The sequence below is a fragment of the Streptomyces zaomyceticus genome (assembly GCF_014656215.1).
In the GTDB taxonomy this organism is placed as follows: domain Bacteria; phylum Actinomycetota; class Actinomycetes; order Streptomycetales; family Streptomycetaceae; genus Streptomyces; species Streptomyces zaomyceticus.
This window is the reverse complement of sequence record NZ_BNBZ01000002.1, coordinates 456,391-473,189: the sequence shown is the minus strand read 5'-3', so window position 1 is coordinate 473,189 and position 16,799 is coordinate 456,391. Positions and strand designations below refer to the sequence as shown.

The following is a 16,799-nucleotide window of genomic DNA, read 5'->3' as shown; positions in this document are numbered from 1 at the left end:
CTCCCACGGATCGCGGACGCCGGTCCCTCCCCCTGCCGCGGGGAGGGACCGGCGTCCTCCGTCAGCGAGGGAGCGCCTGCTCAGGACCTCGCCCGTGTCCCGTCAGGCGGCCGGCGCCACGGCGAGCAGGTCCCGGGCGAGCAGCCCCGCGCCGACACACCCGGCGGCGCCCCCGAGGGCCGCCGGCACGATCACGGGCAACTTCTGGAACGTGACGCGTTCCGCCACCGCCGCGCGCAGGGGTGTGAACAAGGTGTCGCCGGCCTCGGCGAGGCCGCCGCCGATGATCAGTGTGCGGGGATCCATGATCGTGAGCGCGATGACCAGGCCGTCGGCGAGAGCCTCTACGGCAGCCCGCCACACTCCGGACGCGGCCTCGTCGCCCGCCTCGACGGCCCGGGCACAGTCGGCGGCGTCGACGGCCCGCTGGCCGCTGACGGTGGCCCAGGCGCGACCGATCGCGTCGGCGGAGGCCAGCGCCTCCAGACAGCCGCGCCCGCCGCAGCCGCACACGGGGCCGCCGGGGCGTACGACGATGTGGCCGATCTCGCCCGCGCTGCCGCGGGCACCGGCCTCGATTCCGTCGTCCATGCCGATGGCGCCGGCGATGCCGGTGCCGAGCGACACGAAAAGGAACCGGCCGGTGCCCCTGCCCGCCCCCATGCGGCCCTCGGCGAGGCCGCCGGTGCGTACGTCGTGCCCGAGCGCGACGGGGATCCGCCCGAGCTCGTGGCTGAGCAGCCCCCGCAGCGGGACGTTCCGCCAGCCGAGGTTGGCGGAGTGGACGGCGACGCCGCGCTCCGCGTCGACGATGCCGGGTACGGCGACTCCCGCGGCCTCCGCCGCGGTGCCGAAGTGCGACTGTCCGTGGGCACGCAGCTCCTTCGCGAAGCCGATGATCGACTCCACCACGGCGTCGGGCCCCCTCTCGCGCCCGGTCGCCCGCCGCGCCTCGTACAACGGCGCACCGTCCGGACCGGCGAGAGCCGCCTTCATCCAGGTGCCGCCCACGTCGAGGGCGATGACATGTCTCACGTGAACACTCTCGGTCGGGGAGCTCCTTCCCCTCGGGGAGGGGAAGGAGCTCAAGAGCCGCGGGGCGCGGCCCGGTCAGGTCCTGGCAGGACTCATCGCCCGGAGGACCGGGAGAGGTCCGTGATCCGGATGTCGTCGTGGTGGACGAGGCGCGTCGGGACGTCTCCCTTCTCCAGCGACTGCCCGGGACGGTAGAGACCCCACTTCAGGTAGCCGAAGTCCGCCGGGTTCGCGGGGTGGAAGGTCTTCACGTTCTCGTACGTCTTGCGCACCGTGAACCCCGGTTCGCCGGGCATGCGGGTGGAGATCTTGTAGTAGCCGGTGGCGTCGTCCGTCCAGCTGACGTCCACGCGGAAGCGCATCCACTCACCGATGTACGAACGGAAGTCGGCGACCACATCGGCCTGGAGGTCGAGGGTCGGCGAGCGGAAGGCGATGCTGTTCCGCTTGGTCATGAGGTAGAAGGAGGGCAGGTTCCCGCCGGCGTGCTTCCCCTGGGCGATGATGTCGCCGCTCTCCGAGTCCCCGGCCTGGAACGGCTTCCAGTCCTTCAGCAGCACGCTGAACTCGTACCGCTGCTCGTCGCCCACGAAGAACTTCCCCTCGTGGACGTCGTTCGTGGCACTCTCGCTGCGGGGCGCTCCGTCGGAGACGTACGCGGGATCACCCAGGGTCACCTTGTGGGCGACGGCGTGGTCCGTGCCGGACGGGACGATGTACGACGCGTCGTCGGCCGACGCGTGCGTCGTGGTCAGGTCCGGGATGCCGGAGTTCAGCTCGCCGTTCCGGTAGTCCACCGTCAGCAGGGCCGCGGGGCCCTCGGTGTCGGCGCACGAGCCGGGCGCGGCGCTGCTCTCGCCGTTCCGCCCCGCCTGCGCGGCGGTCGGGCCCGCCAGGGTGAGCGTCCCCGCGATCGCCGCGGCCATGAGGGACCGCCTCGTCGACTTCCTCATGGTCAGTTCACCGGCCTGTCTTCGACGCGGACGAGGTGGCGGCCGCGCATGGTGTACAGCCGGCCGCGGTTGTCGGCGTTCACGTGCGGACCGCTGTACCAGGCGCCGTTGATCTCGGCCACCACGGTGCTGATCGCGAACGTCTTGTGGTCGAAGCGGAAGAGGGTGGTGTCGGAGACCCCGTAGACCACGCCTCGGCTGGTGACCATGGCCGCGAAGCCGGGGCAGACGGCGCGGTGGTCGGCGGTGTGGATCACCCGGCGGACGGTGAGGTCGACGACGAAGAACCCGCCCTTTCTGGTGAGTCCGTACAGGTGCCGGCCGCGCACTGCCATCGCGGCCACGCCCGTGGTCAGGGTCGCGGGGAGGTCGATGCGCCACAGCTCCTTCCCGGCGACCGGATCGAAGGCGACGAGGGTGCCGCGCGGTCCCTGGGGGGTGGGGTTGTCGCCGCCGAGGTAGGCGACACCGTCCCGGGTGGCGACGGCTCGCACCAACTGGGTCCCGTCGACCGGATTGATGTACGCGGCCTTCTCGCCCGTCTCGGGCGCGTACGTCCACAGGGAGCCGCCGCCCTCGGTGTCGGACTGGACACCGACCAGCAGGAGTTCGTTGACGGGGTCGTAGCAGACGTCGAGCGGACGGTTCTGCTCGCTCGGGAAGGCCGCGAGCTGGTGCGGCTGCCCGCCCTTCGCGGGGTCGTACGTCCACATGCCCTGCGAGCTGTACTGGCCCGTGTAGAGCACTCCGCCCAGCACCTCGGCGTCCTTCGCCTCGCCGGGTGCCCGGAGGTTGACCACCTTGCCGGTGCGCAGGTCGTGGCGGGCGATGCCGTTGTTGCCGCCGACGTAGGCGTACCGGTGGTCGGCGGCGATGCCCATCGTGGTCTGCGCGACGACGGGCGCGCCCGCCTCACCGAGATCGGTGACGACGGCCCGGCCCGTGGCGAGGTCGATCTCGCCGACGAAGCCGTATCCCGAGACCACGGTCAGCGTGCCGCCGGCGACGTCGAGGCCCCAGATCTCGCCGAGGTCGCCGTCGAACCCGACAGGGCTGATGACCTCGGTCTCCGTGGAGTAGGAGTGCAGACCGGTGTCGGTGGCGAAGTAGACGGAGTCGCCGTTCGCCGTCAGGTTCTTGACGACCTTGCCGGTGGTGGTCGTCACGCTGTACGAGGAGAGGTCGGCGAGGTCCATCACGGCCAGCTTGGCCGGCTCGGTCGATCCCGAGGTGCTGACCACGAGGCGATCGCCGGAGACGAGGAGGTCGCGCAGGCTGGGGTCCTTCTCCATCTCCGGCGGCGTGACGTCGCCGAACGTGCCCGAAGCCCGGTCGTACGCGTACAGCGAGGCCTTGCTCGCGCCGTCCCCACCCGACAGAACGCTGCCGGCCCCGAAGAAGACGGTCGTGTCCGTGGCGGCCACGGCCCTGGCCAGGGTGGCCTTCGGGTCGGGTATGCCGAGCTCGGTCACCTTGCCGGTGCCCGGGTCGTACATCCACAGCGCGGGCGCCTTCCCCGGGATCCCGCCCACCGCGTAGACGGTGCCGTCCGGGGCGACGGCGAGATCGCGGATGTCGCGGTCCTCGGTCCGGCCGACGCCCACGGCGGGCTTGTCGGGGGCGGCCAGGTCCCAGCGGAAGAGGTTCGGCTTGCCCTCGTCGCCCTTCGTCAGGATGCCGGCGTAGAGGTACCTGCCGGTGGAGTCGGCGGCGAGCGCCTGGATCGAGTGGCCGGTGCCGAGGACCGTCTGGGCCACCACCTCGCGGGTCGGCAGGTGGAAGGCGAGCACACGGGTCGGTTCGAGGTTGCGGGAGCCGATGTAGACGGTGTCACCGACCTGGAGCGCGCTCATGAGCGCGAACTGCTGGATGCCGGGGCCGAGGTCGGTGACGCGGACGCAGGAGGGCGCCTTGGACGTGGCCCGGGCCGGTGAGGTGAGCAGCGGACCCGCTGCCGCCGCGAGCCCGAGGGCGCCGCCTGCCACGAGCAGTTGACGCCTGCCCAGGGACGAAGGGTGCTGCATGGGGGAACTCCTTTGGTCGTCGTGCGGGGACACGGAGCGGGGAGGAGCGAACGCCGTGGTGGGGAGAGCACGGCGGGACCGGCCGGTCCCGGACCGGGGGTGCCCGGGACGGGGGTGCCCGGGACGGGGGTGCCCGGGACGGGGGTGCCCGGGACCCGCCGGAGATGTCAGGCCGACGTCGCCAGGGCGGCGTGGTGCACGGCGTGTGCGAACGGTTCTCCGGCGCGGTAGCGCTCGATCTCGTCGAGGGCGCTGGCGGTGATCCGGTGGAGTTCGCCGCCGAGCGAGCCGGCGATGTGCGGCGTGAGGAGGACGTTGGGCAGGGAGTAGAGCGGTGAGCCGACGGGGAGCACCTCGGGTTCGGTGACGTCGATGACCGCGTGGATGCGGCCGCTGACGGCTTCGGCGGTGAGGGCCTCGGTGTCGACGAGGGAGCCACGGGCCGTGTTGACGAGCGTGGCGCCGTCGCGCATCAGCGAGAGCCGGCGCGCGTCCATCAGGTGGTGGGTCTCGGGCAGCTCGGGTGCGTGCAGGGAGACGACGTCCGAGGCTCTGACCAGCTCGTCCAGGTCCACCGGCCGAACGCCCATGGCCGCCGCCCGCAGTGTGCTGATGTACGGGTCGGCGAGGAGGATGTCGAGGTCGTACGGCCGCAGCAGTTCGATCACCTTGCGCCCGACGAGCGACGCTCCGACCACTCCCACGGTCCTGCGGTAGTTGCCGAACCCGGGGAACTGCCGGGACCAGTCGAGGGGCGAGCGGTGGTCGCGGTAGAGACCGCCGATCTCCAGGACCCGCTTGTTGGCGAAGAGGATCGCGGCGACGGTGTACTCGGCGACCGGGACGGCGTTGGCCGCGGCGGCCGAGGAGACCACGAGACCGCGGTCCCAGCAGGCCTGTGTCACATGGTGCTTGACGCTGCCCGCCGCGTGGACGATGGCCTTCAGGGCCGGTGCCCGTGCCAGGATCTCCTCGTCGAGGACGGGGCATCCCCAGGACGTGATCAGGATCTCCACGTCCTCCAGGGCCGGTTCCTCGGTGAGGTCCTCGGCGACGTGGTCCGGGTCGATGTCGACGTACGCTGTGAGCCGCTGGATCTCGGCGGGTGCGAACAGGGCGTCCCGGTGGCGACGGCCCATGGCGAACAGGGCGCGGGGGCGGGTGGTCGGGGTGGGGCGCATGGATGGATTCCTCACGGTGGCGGCCTACTTGACGGCGCCGGCGGTCATGCCGGACTTCCAGAACCGCTGGAGCATCAGGAAGACGGCGATGAGCGGGGCCACGGCCACCAGGGAGCCGACGACGGCGAGCAGGTAGTCCTCGGGGTGGCCCTGCGTGAGCGCGGACGAGTACCACACGTACAGGCCGAGGTTGACCGGGTACAGGTCCTGGTCGGACAGCATCACCAGGGGCAGGAAGAAGCTGTTCCAGATCTGTGTGAACTGGAAGAGGAAGATGGTCACGAAACCCGGCGCGACCATCGGGAACGCGATGCGGCAGAAGGTCCGGAACTCACCGGCCCCGTCCATCCGCGCCGCTTCCAGAACCTCGTCCGGCACGTAGGAGGCGCTGAAGACCCGCGCCAGGTACACGCCGAAGGGGAAGACGAGGCCGGGGATGAACACGCCCCAGAAGGTGTTCACGAGTCCGGCCTCGGCGGCGAGCAGGTACAGCGGGATCGCCATCGCCGTGCCGGGCACCATCACGCCCAGCAGCACCAGCGAGAACAGGCGCTCCTTGCCGGGAAACGAGAGCTTGTCGAACGCGTAGCCGGCCGCGACGCTGAACACCGCGGCCAGGAGCGCCCCGACACCCGCGTACAGCACCGTGTTGATCAGCCAGCGCGCGTACACCCCTCCGTCGGCCTCGAACAGGTGGCCGAGGTTGTCGGCGAGGTGGGTCTCGTCCCCGAGTGCGAACCCGTTCGTGCCGAAGAGATCCTCGCGGCTCTTGGTGGAGGAGAGGAGCAGCCAGGTCAGCGGCAGCAGGGTGTAGAGGGTGGCGAGGCCGAGGAGGGCGGTGACGCCCGCCTTGGAGAGCAGGGCCGTCGGCGGCTCGGGGGCGCGCCGTGGACGGCGCGGACGCGGGGCGGCACCGGTCACGGGCGTCGTCTCCCGTGCGGGAGCGGCGGGATGCAGGGTGGGGGAGGTGGTCACGGCTTGCTCCCGCGGCGTGAGATACGGGTGACGGCGAACGACAGCACGGCGGCGAACAGGGCGATCAGCAGGGACGCCGCTGCCGCCAGGCCGAAGTCGTTGTTCTGGAAGGCGGCCGTCTGGACGTACATGTTGGGGGTGAAGCTGCTGCCGATGGCGCTGGACGCGTTGTAGATGACCTTCGGCTCGGTGAAGAGCTGGATCGAGCCGATGACGGTGAACAGGACGGCGAGGGCGACAGCGGGGCGGATCATCGGGACCTTGATGGACAGGGCCGTGCGTACGGCGCCGGCGCCGTCGACCTTCGCCGCGTCGAGCGTCTCGCGGGGCACGGCCTGCAGAGCGGCGTAGAAGATGACCATGTTGTAGCCCGTCCACTCCCATACGGCGATGTTGGCCGCGGAGAACACGGCGTTGTCGACCGACAGGAAGTTGACGTCGATGCCGCCGGATGCCAGGAGGTCGATCACCGGGCTCAGGCCGGGTGTGTAGAGGTACACCCAGATCAGGGCGGCGATCAGGCCCGGCACGGCATGCGGCAGGAACAGCGCCAGCTGGAAGAACGACCGCGCTTTGGCCAGACCCGAATCGAGCAGCAGGGCCAGGACGAGCGCGCCGCCGATCATCAGGGGGATGTAGACCGCGCAGTACACGGCGATGACGAGGAAACCGTCGCGGAACGCCCCGTCCGACAGGGCACGGGCGTAGTTCCCCAGCCCGGTGAAGACGTTCTCGGTGCCGCCGAACCCAAGGCCGGAGGTGCGGGTGGTGAACAGGCTCAGCCATGCCGCGTAGAACAGCGGGGCGAGGGTGACGGCCGCGAAGAGGCCGAGGAACGGGGTGAGGAGCAGTGCGGCGGTCCCGCGCTGTCCTCGGGCGGATGGGCTTGCCATACCGGCCTTCCTTGGGTGGGGCGGGGGGAGAGCGGGTGTGGGAGGGAGCCGGGGGCCGACCCGCCGAGCGGTGGCCGGCCCTCCGGGCTGCGATCTCCTACGGGGTGGCGACCTTCAGGCCGCGCTGCTCCATCTGGGTGATCGTGGCCTTCTCGGCGATGGCGAGGACACCGGGCAGGGTCACCGAGCCGTCGGCGACCTTCGGGAGCTGGTCCACGATGGCGGTGTTGGTGGCGCCCATGACCGGGCCCCACGTCCAGCCGGGCCGGATGGCGTTGTAGGACTGCGCCATGAGGGTGTAGATGTCCTGCCCGCCGTAGTAGTCCGTCGTGAAGGCCGCCTTGGTGACGGGCACGAGCTTCGGGTCCGCGGGGAACATGCTGCTGGTGCCGGACGACACCCAGGCCTTCATGCCCTCGGGGTCGGTGGTGATCCACTTGATGAACTCGGCGGCGGCCCCGCTGTTGTCGGACCCCTTCGGGATCACGAAGGACGAACCTCCGTACATGCCCGAGGCCGGCTTGCCGTCCCAGGTGGGCACGGGGGCTACGGCCCACTTGCCCTTCTGGTCGGGGACGGTCGCCTGGTGCGCACCGGCGCACCAGCTGGCGCAGACATAGGCGACGGTCCGGTTCTTCTGGACGCTCGTCCAGAACGGGTCCAGCTGGCTGAGCGAGCGGACGAGGTCCTTGCGGGCGAGGTCGCCCCAGTAGGCGGCGACCTTCTTCGACGGTCCGTCGTCGACGGTGACCTTCCAGGAGTCCTTCTCGGTCGAGAACCACCGACCGCCGGCCTGCCACGAGAGCGCGCTCAGGAGCCCGGGGTTGTCGGTGTACAGGACACCGCCGCGGGCGGCGGGGTCGGCCTTCTTCACCTGCTCGGTCATGTTCCGGTACGCGTCCCACGTCGTGGGGACGTCGATCTTGTGCCGGGTGAAGAAGTCCTTGCGGTACATCATCATCAGGGGCGCCGCGTCGCGCGGGACTCCCCAGGTCCTGCCGCCGAGATCGACCAGCTGTCTCGCAGCGTCGGGGAACCGTTCCCGCACGACCGGGCCGAGCAGGCCCGTCAGGTCCTCGACCTTGCCCTGGGCCGCGAACTCCGGCAGGTGCGGGAACTCGACGACCGCGACGTCCGGGGCGGTGCCCGCCTTCACGGCGTTGGTGAGCTTGGAGTAGTACTCCTGGCCCGACGGAACCGTCTCGAACGTCACTTCGATGTCGGGGTGGCTTCGATTGAAAGCCTCGGCCACCTTGTCGGATCCCTTGACGAAAGACCAGAAAGTGACCTCCCCGGTCTTCTTCGCCGCGGTCGAGGAAGCACCCTGATCCGCTCCTCCACCGCAAGCGGTGGCAAGCAGGGCCAGAGCCGTGACGGAGCCGGCCAGGGCAGCCGTGGTTCTGCGAAGCATGATGTGCACCGATCGTTCGCTGGGGCGTTGACCGGAATCATTCGTCAGCAAATACCGCTTCGTCAATCCCTTTCGCTTCACTCGATAGCAAACGAAAGCAAGTGATGCGATGCGACATCTGCTGCCCTTCCCGCTCTACACGTGCCCGCCGGCCGCGGAGGAGGCCCCGCTGGAGTCCCGTACGCGCAACTCCGGGCGGAGCAGCAGCTCGGCCAGCGGTGCGGCCGGATCGGCGAGTCGGCGCCTCATCAGGTCGACCGCCCACTCCCCCACGGCACGCTTGGGCGGTGCCACAGCCGTGAGCGGCACATCACTCAGCTCGGCAACCTCGTCGTCGTACGTCACGATCGCCAGATCCTCCGGAACCCGCAGGCCCCGCGCCTGAAGGAGGCCGACCAGGGCGACGGCATCGAGATCGTTGTGCACCAGGGCGGCGCGCACCTCACCCGCCTCGACCGCCCGCGCCAGCCCCTCGAACCACTCGGCCGACGCATGTGTGTCGGTCGGGTCGATGCCGAACTCCGGGCCCGCCACCAGCCCGAGGGCCCGGCAGGCAGCCGCATGACCTTCGCGGATCAAAGGGGTGTTGGGACTCTCCACCCTGGCCGCCAGAGCGATCCGCTCGTGCCCCAGCCCGGCGAGGTGGCGGACCGCCAGCCCCGCGCCGTGCGCGTGGTCCGACGCGACCTGTTCCAGCCGCCCGGCCTGTGTGCCGGCCCTGCGGTCCACGAGAACGACGGGGATCTCGAGGCCGGCCAGCCACTCCTCGGCCAGGTCCACGGGTTCGAGTCCGGCGCGCGGCATCAGCAGCAGACCGTCGACACCCGCCGCGATCAGCCGCCGCACCTGCTCCTGGTTGTCCGCCAGCGTCTCGCCCGAGACGGCGAGCACCACGCGCACTCCGTGCGTCCGCGCCGCGTCCTGCACCCCTCGGATGATCTCCGGGTAGTAGTAGCCCCCCGGCGGAACGATCAGCCCGAAGGCGTCGCCCTGCCGCGTCACGGGCCGGGGGACGACAGGGGCGGCCACGTCCGCGGCTTCCGCCGCGGTCGGCGACATGGCGCCTCCGTGGACACGGACGACGAGCCCCCGGCCTGCCAGCTCACGGACATCCTGGCGCACGGTGACGGCGGAGACCCCCATCTCCTCCGCCACATCCTTCACCTTGATCGATCCCCGGCGCTCGACCAGGCGCCGGAGCGCCTCACGCCGCTCTTCCGTCAGCACGGTCGTGCCCCCTCTCCTCGTGAGCGCAGCCATATGCTTTCACTCGACAAATGAAAGGTATCAACGAAGCCGCAGCATGCGCCGGTCCCGGCGTCGACCGCCCGTCGAGTCGGCTACCGAGTCGCTGGAGCACTGGTGCACGGCGTTCGGCGACGCCGCCGAAGTACAGGTACGTCAACCTGGCGGCTCGTGATTCAACCTTCCGGGTGGCGCGTGAACGCCAGAGAGCCATGTCATCCGGTCAGTGCGGGAGGTAGGCGCGAGGGCGGTGGGCCCGAGGTGTCCGACGGGGTCCCTGCTGGGGTCGAGCAAGGGTCGGCGAGGCCGTCAGGCGCGCGAGGGGGCGGGTAAACCCTCGGTCCGGTGCTGGCCGGGACACCTCCGTCACGGCTGTACCCGGGGCGGAGGGGGCGCTGAGCTACGGGGTGTTCCGACCCTCTCGCCCCGTGTCCGGGGGCCACGGGGTCTCTCGCGCACCGTCGAACGATCGGAGATGGCACCATGAGCACACCTCCTTCCGTCCCCCTGCGGGTCGCTCTCGTGAACGGGAGTTTCGAACAGCCGGCCGTGACCGACATGGCGTTTCTGCCGGACGCGTCGCAGACGCAGGCCCCGCGGCATGTGCCGGGCTGGCTGACCACGGCCACGGACCACATGGTCGAGCTGTGGCATTCGGGATTCAACGGCGTGCCGTCCGCGGAGGGCGAGCAGTTCGCCGAGCTGAACGCCAATCAGGTGTCCACGCTCTACCAGGACCTGCCGACCACGCCGGGCACGAAGCTGTACTGGCGGCTCTACCACCGGGGCCGGCAGGGGCAGGACACGATGGCGCTGGACATCGGGGCGCCGGGGAGCGTGGTCGAGCAGCGCTCCTTCACGGACGGGAACACGGCGTGGGGGTACTACACGGGCACGTACACGGTGCCGGCCGGGCAGGGCACCACGCGTTTCGCGTTCCGGTCGGTGTCGGCGGCCGGGGGCAACCGAGGGATCGGCAACTTCCTGGACGGCGTGTTCTTCGGTACGGCTCCGCTCGTGCTGCTCACCAAGACCGCGGTGCCGGAAGGGCCGTTGGACGTCGGTGATGTCGTGACGTACCGCATCACGGCCAGGAACGAGGGGGGTGGGGCCGCCGAGCGGCTGACGCTGACGGACGTGCTGCCGCCGGGGACGACGTACGTGCCCGGTTCCCTCCGGGTCGTCGACGGGCCGAACGCCGGCGTGAAGACCGATCGGGCGGGTGACGACCAGGGCGCGTACGACGCCGGGAGCGACACGGTCGTCTTCAGGCTCGGGACCGGAGCCTCCGCGTCCCAGGGCGGCAGTCTGGCCAACACGGCCGCGCTGCCGGAGGGGACCACCGTCGAGTACCGGGTGGTCCTCGGCCTGGAGACGGCGGGCACGCGGGTGGTCAACACCGCCGTCGCCGCGTACGAGAACCGGCTCGGCGCCACCCCCGAGCCGCTGACGTCCACGTCCGACGAGGCCGTGACCGAGGTCAGGCCGGCGGCCGACCTGGACGTGGTCAAGGCGGCCGACGCGACCACCGTGACCGTCGGGCAGACCGTGACCTACCGGCTGACCGTCCACAACGCCGGTCCCAGCCCGGCGACCGGTGTGACCGTCGTCGACCGACTCCCGGACGGGCTCGTCTTCCTGTCCGCCGACGCGAGCACCGGTGCGCACGTTCCGGAGACCGGGCAGTGGTCCGTCGGCGAACTGGCCGTCGGGGCGCGCGCCACCCTCGTCCTGCGGGCGAAGGCCACCAGGGCCGCCCGTCTGACCAACACGGCCACCGTCACGGCCGTCGAGAAGGACCCCGACCCGTCCGACAACACCGATTCCGTCGTCGTCTGCGTCGAGCCCGCACCGGCCTGCTGCGCCCCCTGCGTGCCCCGTTCCTGAGGAGACGGGGGGAGGAGACCTCTCCACGTACCTCCCCGCCGCGGCGGGGAGGTACGTGTACGGGGGATCACGTCCTGTGGCTGCGGGTACGGACGTGCCCCGCCTCGTGTCTTCGGTCATGACTCCCTCTCTTCGGGCGTCTCCCGCCGGTGCCCCGCTCCGGAGGGGGCATGCCCGCGGGATCCGGACGCCTTCTCCGGTACGGGGGGGGCGGGGGGCAGCGGTCCGCGGGATCACCCGTGATCCGGGCGGCCCCGTGCCCGGAATCGGGCCCTGGTGAGGGCTGTCCGGATGGCGGACGGCCGGTTGTAGGGTGTCCGCCATGCCCTGCGTACTCGTGGTCGAAGACGACCCCAGCATCCGTGCCTCGCTGATGGAGATCCTCGCGGAGCACGGCCATGCGGTGCGCAGCACGGGCGACGGGTTCGGCGCGCTGCGCGAGGTCGCGCAGGGCTCGCTGGACGCGGTGGTGCTGGACCTCGGCCTGCCCGATCTGGACGGCGGCGACGCGCTGCGCATGATCCGCGGGATATCGAACGTGCCCGTGGTGGTCGCGACCGCCCGCGACGACGAGAGCGAGATCGTCAAGCTCCTGAACGCGGGCGCCGACGACTACCTCGTCAAGCCGTTCTCCGGGGCACAGCTCCTGGCCCGGCTCTCGGCGGTGCTGCGGCGCACCGCGGTGCCCGCCGCGGGCGCCGGACAGGCCCTGCCCGCCGATCCGTCGAGTCTGGTGACGGTCGGTGAGCTGACCGTGGATCCGCCGGCGCGTTCGGCCTATCTGGCGGGGCGTGAACTGGTCCTCACGCGCCGGGAGTTCGACCTGCTGGCCTTTCTCGCCCGGCACGCCGGCACGGTGGTGTCCCGGCACCGGCTGCTCGCGGAGGTCTGGCAGGAGTCCTACATCGAGGACCAGACCATCGACGTGCATGTGTCCGCGCTGCGCCGCAAGCTCGGTGAGCGGGCCTCGGCACCACGCTATCTGCGCACCGTGCGCGGGGTGGGCATCAAGCTGGTGGCGCCGCACTGAGGAGAGGCTCAGGAGGGGGTGCCGAAGTCCTGGGTCCACCAGGGGCCTCCGTCGGTACTGACGCCGACGCCGATCTCGGTGAAGCCGCAGTTGAGGATGTTGGCCCGGTGGCCGGGGCTGTGCATCCAGGCGTCCATGACTGCGGCCGCGTCGGCCTGTCCCTTGGCTATGTTCTCGCCGGATCGTGACCAGGTGTATCCGGCCGCCTCGATGCGGTCCTGCGGCTGGGAGCCGTCTGTTCCCGTGTGGGAGAAGTTGCCGGTGGCGGCCATGTCGTCGGTGTAGTCCTGAGCCGCCTCGGCGAGGTCAGCGTCGACCGTCAGGGCCTTGCAGCCCGCCGCCGCGCGCTCGACGTTCACGAGCCGTACGACCTCCTCGGCCTCGCCGCCGCCCGCCGGGCGCGTACCGCTGTCGGGCTCGGTGGCCGACGGCTTCGCGGTGGCCGGGGGCGCGGACCTGGGCTTCTGGTGGCTCGGGGACGCGGAAGGTCTCGCCGTCCTGGCGGTGGCCGAGGGCCGTGGGGTGGTCGAGGGGGCCGTCGGCGTGGTGGCGAGGGTCGTCAGTGTGTGCGGGGCGGCCGACGGGGACGTCGGTGCGGTCGACGGTGCGGTGGTCGGCGCTCCGGTGGTCGGCGTCGGGTCGGGCGGGCCGCCGCCCAGGGCGACGGATTCGGCCTTGTCGTGCCCGGAGCCGGTGAGCTCGGCGCCTGCCAGGCAGACGGCGGCGACGGCCAGGGTACTGAGGCCCGCCACGGCGGCTGTGACGCGCGGGCGACGCCGGGCACGGTGTCGACGACGTCCGTGGGCGGCTCGGGGACTCATCTCGGTTTCCTCCAGGGGGTGTACGGGTGCGGTGGCGGGGCCGGTCCAGGTCCGCGTCGGCTCGGGCGGGCTTCGTGCGGCGGAGAGGGTCCGCCGGCGCCGAGACGGGAGCGTAGGCGTGCCGAAGCCGCGAGAACGCCGTCTGAGGGATGCGCTCAGAAGGACCTAAGCAACAGCTCAGGTTCGGGACCGGCTCGGGGAGATCGCCAGGTCGGGCCGCCGGTCGCGCCGGCCCGTAGGGACACGTGCGGCTCTCCGTGAGCGAGGGCGGGGTCGGTGGTGCGGTGGGCGTCGGCCACACTGATGCGGTGCCACGCCTCCCGCGCTATCTCCTCATATGGCTGTCGTGCACCGCGGCCAGCGTCACCGCGGTGATGCTCACGGTGCACTTCGTCATCGGCCTGACCCGACCGACCCCGCCCGCCGCTCGATCGGTCCAGGCGGTGTACCCCTCCCCGTCCCTCCTCGTCGGGGTGCCGGCCTCGTCCGTCGCGACCACGCCCAAGGCGCCCACCACCACGCCCGCGTCCCCCTCGTCACCGCCGCCGACCACCCGGACGCCCTCGCCGTCGCCCTCGGCCACGCGGGCGCCCGTCACGTCCACGCCCCGGCCGTCGGCCTCGAAGTGCAGCGGCGGCCCCGGGCTGCACACGGTTCCATCCGAGGGGGGCAAGGTCACCGTCCAGTACGGCCGCGACAGCGTGTGTTTCGTCTCGGCCGTTCCCGATCCGGGTTTCCGCACGAGCACCGCTCAGAGCGATCCCGGCACCCTGGTGGTCGTCTTCACCAGCGACGACCACCGTTCGCAGATCACGGCGACCGTCGTGCCGAAGGCACAGGCCAGTGTGCGCGAGACCCGGTGGTGAGTCCTCGGGCAGGCGCCGCGGACGGCCGGAGAACCCCTGGTGAAGGGCGTGCGGTCGCGAACCTGAGCAGTTCCTTAAGCGTGCCTGATGAGTGGCATCAGGACGGTTCAGGACGCGTTCTCGGCCCCTAGGCTCACGGTCGGTCAGGACGATCGCTCCGGCCCCGGCGGACAGGACGCCGGGCCGCGTCCTGCGCCCGCTCCGGCATCGGCCGCCTCCAGGCCCCGGAGAGCTCACCGACACAAGGGGTTGATCCGTCATGGCCGCACACCGGCGCAAACAACGCACCGCCGGCATCCAGGGCCTCGTCCGCTTCTCGGCCGTCTCCCTCACGGTCGCCTCCGCCGCCGTCGCCACGGCCTGGGGAGTGGGCGGCCCGAAGAACGACGCGGCGCAGAACGTGTCCGTGGCGGCGGCCCCGGACGCGCCCGCCGACCAGGAAACCGGCGCCCCGGCGCCCATGGAGGCGGCGACGGCATCCGCCTCCCCCACCGCCGCGGCGACGTCGGTCCCGCCGACGACCCGGCCGAGCCCTTCCGCCTCCTCGCCCGCGGCCGAGCGCCCCGCGGCGACGACCGAGGCCGCCCCTCGCCCCGCCAGGACGACGGCCGCTCCCGCCCCGACCAAGCCCGCCGTGAAGAAGAGCGCTCCCGTCTCCGGCTCCTCGGGGTTCACCAGCGGCTACCCGACCGGTGCGGACGCCCGTGGGGCCGTCGAGGCCGCGATCGCCGCCGCCGAGGCCGACGGCAAGAAGGTGCTGATCGACTTCGGCGCCAACTGGTGCGGCAACTGCAAGGCCGCCGACCGGGTGTTCGCCACGAGCGGCGTGGGGGCGCTCCTGGACGCCTCGTACCACGTGGTCAAGGTCGACATCGGCAGCCAGGACTCCGGGGCCTTCGGCCTCCTGCGCGACTACTGCTCCGGCGAGGGCGCGTACAAGATGCCCGTCCTGGTCGTCCTCGACGGCAACGGCAAGGTGGTGACCGAGACGCACTCGACCGGCAACCCCGAGCTGACCGAGACGGGCCTCGGCGCGTTCCTGCGGAAGTGGGCCTGATGACGGCCCGCGGCCACAGACGCGGCGCGTCGGCGACGGTCGCCCTGTTCCTCCTCGCCCTCGCGGTCACCGGCTGCGGCGGGGGCGCCGTGGCGGGGGCGGGCGGCGGCGCGCCGGGAGCGGCCACCGTCGAGACCGCGGCGGTGCTGCCGGTCGCCGAGCGCCCTTCCGCGCCCGACACCTCCGGCCGGGACCTCACGGGCCGGGACCTGGCGCTGCGCTCGTACCGCGGCAAGGTCGTCGTCCTGAACGTGTGGGGCTCCTGGTGCGCCCCCTGCCGCGCCGAGGCAGCCGACCTGGAGGCGCTGCGCGGTGCGGCGGCGCCGCGCGGCGTGGAGCTCCTGGGCGTCAACGTCCGCGACCGTTCCACCGGGCCGGCCCGGGAGTTCGAGAGGACCTACGGCCTGCGGTATCCGAGCATCCACGATCCCGACGGAAAGCTGCTGCTGGCCTTCCCGCCCGCGCTGCTCAACCCGCAGGCCATCCCGTCCACGCTGGTCATCGACCGGCAGGGCCGGATCGCCGTCGCCGTCGCCGGTCCGGTCACCCGCGCGCGGCTGGAGCCCCTCGTGGACCGGGTCGCCGGGGAGGACGCGTGACCGGACCCACATGGGCGGCGCTCGCCGCCGGGCCGGCCGCCGGGGCGGTGTCGGGCACCCTTCTCCTCGCCGTGCCGGTGGCCGTGGCCGCGGGCCTGGTGTCCTTCCTCTCCCCGTGCGTCCTGCCGCTCGTGCCGGGCTACCTGAGCTACGTCACCAGCCTGTCGGTGTCCGACCTCGCCGAGGCGGACGGCGGGCGACGCGGGCGGATGGTCGCCGGAGCGGCGCTGTTCGTCCTGGGTTTCAGCGGCGTCCTGGTGTCCGGGGGCGCCCTGTTCGGCTTCGTCGGGCGCAACCTGCTCGCCTACCAGGACGGCATCACGCTGGTCCTCGGCCTGTTCACCATCGTCATGGGCCTCGCGTTCGCGGGGTGGCTGCCCGGTTTCAACCAGCGCGAGCTGCGCAGCAGCCGCCGGCCCTCCTTCGGCCTGGCCGGCGCGCCCCTGCTGGGCGTCGTCTTCGGCGTGGGCTGGACCCCCTGCATCGGGCCGACCCTGGCCGCCGTGCAGGCCCTGGCCTGGAACGAGGCCAGCGCCGGTCGCGGCGCCCTCCTCATGGTCTGCTACTGCGTGGGTCTCGGCGCGCCGTTCCTGCTCACCGCGCTCGCCTTCCAGCGGGCCCTGCGCGCCTTCCGCTGGGTCAGGAACCACCACGGGACCATCATGCGGGCCGGCGGCGCGCTTCTGGTCCTCGTCGGCGTCCTGCTGGTCACCGGCCTGTGGACCGACCTGGTGTACGCGTTGCAGGTACGGCTGCAGGGAACGACCGCGCCCCTGTGAGCGCCGGTACCCGAGTACCGGCGCCACGCGCCCGGAAGGGCTC

The 16,799-nt window shown here is 71.9% G+C and carries 15 protein-coding genes; 6 read left to right on the top strand and 9 right to left on the bottom strand.

What is annotated here, in order from left to right:
- Positions 1-102: 102 nt before the first annotated feature.
- The 8 genes from IE311_RS04730 to IE311_RS04695 all read right to left on the bottom strand — a co-directional run bounded on the left by IE311_RS04730 (position 103) and on the right by IE311_RS04695 (position 9,699).
- Positions 103-1,035, bottom strand: coding sequence for an ROK family protein (locus IE311_RS04730; protein WP_189830245.1), 933 nt, complete (start codon positions 1,033-1,035; stop codon positions 103-105).
- 92 nt (positions 1,036-1,127) lie between these two features.
- On the bottom strand, positions 1,128-1,961 hold the full coding sequence (locus IE311_RS04725) for a heparin lyase I family protein (RefSeq protein WP_229901727.1): 834 nt from the start codon (positions 1,959-1,961) through the stop codon (positions 1,128-1,130).
- A 29-nt stretch (positions 1,962-1,990) separates the two neighbouring features.
- The gene (locus tag IE311_RS04720) at positions 1,991-4,012 is read right to left on the bottom strand and encodes an outer membrane protein assembly factor BamB family protein (RefSeq protein WP_189830243.1); all 2,022 of its coding nucleotides are present in this window, start codon (positions 4,010-4,012) and stop codon (positions 1,991-1,993) included.
- A 167-nt stretch (positions 4,013-4,179) separates the two neighbouring features.
- Positions 4,180-5,193 carry a hydroxyacid dehydrogenase gene (locus tag IE311_RS04715; RefSeq protein ID WP_189830242.1) on the bottom strand — a complete coding sequence of 338 codons (1,014 nt, stop codon included), beginning with the start codon at positions 5,191-5,193 and terminating at the stop codon, positions 4,180-4,182.
- 24 nt (positions 5,194-5,217) lie between these two features.
- Entirely contained in the window at positions 5,218-6,168 is a 951-nt protein-coding gene (locus IE311_RS04710; RefSeq protein ID WP_189830241.1) for a carbohydrate ABC transporter permease, read from the bottom strand.
- Positions 6,165-7,061, bottom strand: a complete 897-nt coding sequence (locus IE311_RS04705; RefSeq protein WP_189830240.1) for a carbohydrate ABC transporter permease — start codon at positions 7,059-7,061, stop codon at positions 6,165-6,167. The genes IE311_RS04710 and IE311_RS04705 overlap by 4 nt, the downstream gene beginning before the upstream one ends.
- A 97-nt stretch (positions 7,062-7,158) precedes the next feature.
- A complete protein-coding gene (locus tag IE311_RS04700; RefSeq protein WP_229901726.1) occupies positions 7,159-8,313 on the bottom strand; it encodes an ABC transporter substrate-binding protein in 1,155 nt (384 codons plus the stop codon).
- 294 nt (positions 8,314-8,607) lie between these two features.
- Positions 8,608-9,699 carry a LacI family DNA-binding transcriptional regulator gene (locus IE311_RS04695; protein ID WP_189830238.1) on the bottom strand — a complete coding sequence of 364 codons (1,092 nt, stop codon included), beginning with the start codon at positions 9,697-9,699 and terminating at the stop codon, positions 8,608-8,610.
- Between the two features lie 501 nt (positions 9,700-10,200).
- On the opposite strand from IE311_RS04695, the gene IE311_RS04690 reads away from it, so the two are divergent.
- Together IE311_RS04690 and IE311_RS04685 are read left to right on the top strand one after the other, a co-directional pair.
- Entirely contained in the window at positions 10,201-11,604 is a 1,404-nt protein-coding gene (locus tag IE311_RS04690; RefSeq protein WP_189830237.1) for a DUF7507 domain-containing protein, read from the top strand.
- 322 nt (positions 11,605-11,926) lie between these two features.
- On the top strand, positions 11,927-12,634 hold the full coding sequence (locus IE311_RS04685; RefSeq protein WP_189830236.1) for a response regulator transcription factor: 708 nt from the start codon (positions 11,927-11,929) through the stop codon (positions 12,632-12,634).
- 8 nt (positions 12,635-12,642) lie between these two features.
- Here IE311_RS04685 and IE311_RS04680 read toward each other — a convergent pair whose 3' ends face one another.
- The gene (locus IE311_RS04680) at positions 12,643-13,386 is read right to left on the bottom strand and encodes a CAP domain-containing protein (protein WP_229901725.1); all 744 of its coding nucleotides are present in this window, start codon (positions 13,384-13,386) and stop codon (positions 12,643-12,645) included.
- Positions 13,387-13,763: 377 nt separating this feature from the next.
- Here IE311_RS04680 and IE311_RS36555 point away from each other — a divergent pair, with 377 nt between their 5' ends.
- The 4 genes from IE311_RS36555 to IE311_RS04660 all read left to right on the top strand — a co-directional run bounded on the left by IE311_RS36555 (position 13,764) and on the right by IE311_RS04660 (position 16,756).
- A complete protein-coding gene (locus IE311_RS36555) occupies positions 13,764-14,321 on the top strand; it encodes a hypothetical protein (protein WP_229901724.1) in 558 nt (185 codons plus the stop codon).
- 259 nt (positions 14,322-14,580) lie between these two features.
- Positions 14,581-15,378 (top strand): thioredoxin family protein, encoded by a 798-nt coding sequence (locus IE311_RS37040; RefSeq protein ID WP_189830234.1) that lies wholly within the window; start codon positions 14,581-14,583, stop codon positions 15,376-15,378.
- Positions 15,378-15,977 (top strand): TlpA family protein disulfide reductase, encoded by a 600-nt coding sequence (locus tag IE311_RS04665; RefSeq protein ID WP_189830233.1) that lies wholly within the window; start codon positions 15,378-15,380, stop codon positions 15,975-15,977. Before IE311_RS37040 ends, IE311_RS04665 begins: the two co-directional genes overlap by 1 nt.
- Positions 15,974-16,756 carry a cytochrome c biogenesis CcdA family protein gene (locus IE311_RS04660; RefSeq protein ID WP_189830232.1) on the top strand — a complete coding sequence of 261 codons (783 nt, stop codon included), beginning with the start codon at positions 15,974-15,976 and terminating at the stop codon, positions 16,754-16,756. The genes IE311_RS04665 and IE311_RS04660 overlap by 4 nt, the downstream gene beginning before the upstream one ends.
- Positions 16,757-16,799: the final 43 nt, after the last annotated feature.

What these genes read in the sequence shown, in the direction of transcription:
- IE311_RS37040 (WP_189830234.1), top strand. Translation starts at nt 14,581, where the DNA reads ATGGCCGCACACCGGCGCAAACAACGCACCGCCGGCATCCAGGGCCTC.
- IE311_RS04685 (WP_189830236.1), top strand. Translation starts at nt 11,927, where the DNA reads ATGCCCTGCGTACTCGTGGTCGAAGACGACCCCAGCATCCGTGCCTCG.
- IE311_RS04715 (WP_189830242.1), bottom strand. Translation starts at nt 5,193, where the DNA reads ATGCGCCCCACCCCGACCACCCGCCCCCGCGCCCTGTTCGCCATGGGC.
- IE311_RS04725 (WP_229901727.1), bottom strand. Translation starts at nt 1,961, where the DNA reads ATGGCCGCGGCGATCGCGGGGACGCTCACCCTGGCGGGCCCGACCGCC.
- IE311_RS04665 (WP_189830233.1), top strand. Translation starts at nt 15,378, where the DNA reads ATGACGGCCCGCGGCCACAGACGCGGCGCGTCGGCGACGGTCGCCCTG.
- IE311_RS04720 (WP_189830243.1), bottom strand. Translation starts at nt 4,012, where the DNA reads ATGCAGCACCCTTCGTCCCTGGGCAGGCGTCAACTGCTCGTGGCAGGC.
- IE311_RS04690 (WP_189830237.1), top strand. Translation starts at nt 10,201, where the DNA reads ATGAGCACACCTCCTTCCGTCCCCCTGCGGGTCGCTCTCGTGAACGGG.
- IE311_RS04705 (WP_189830240.1), bottom strand. Translation starts at nt 7,061, where the DNA reads ATGGCAAGCCCATCCGCCCGAGGACAGCGCGGGACCGCCGCACTGCTC.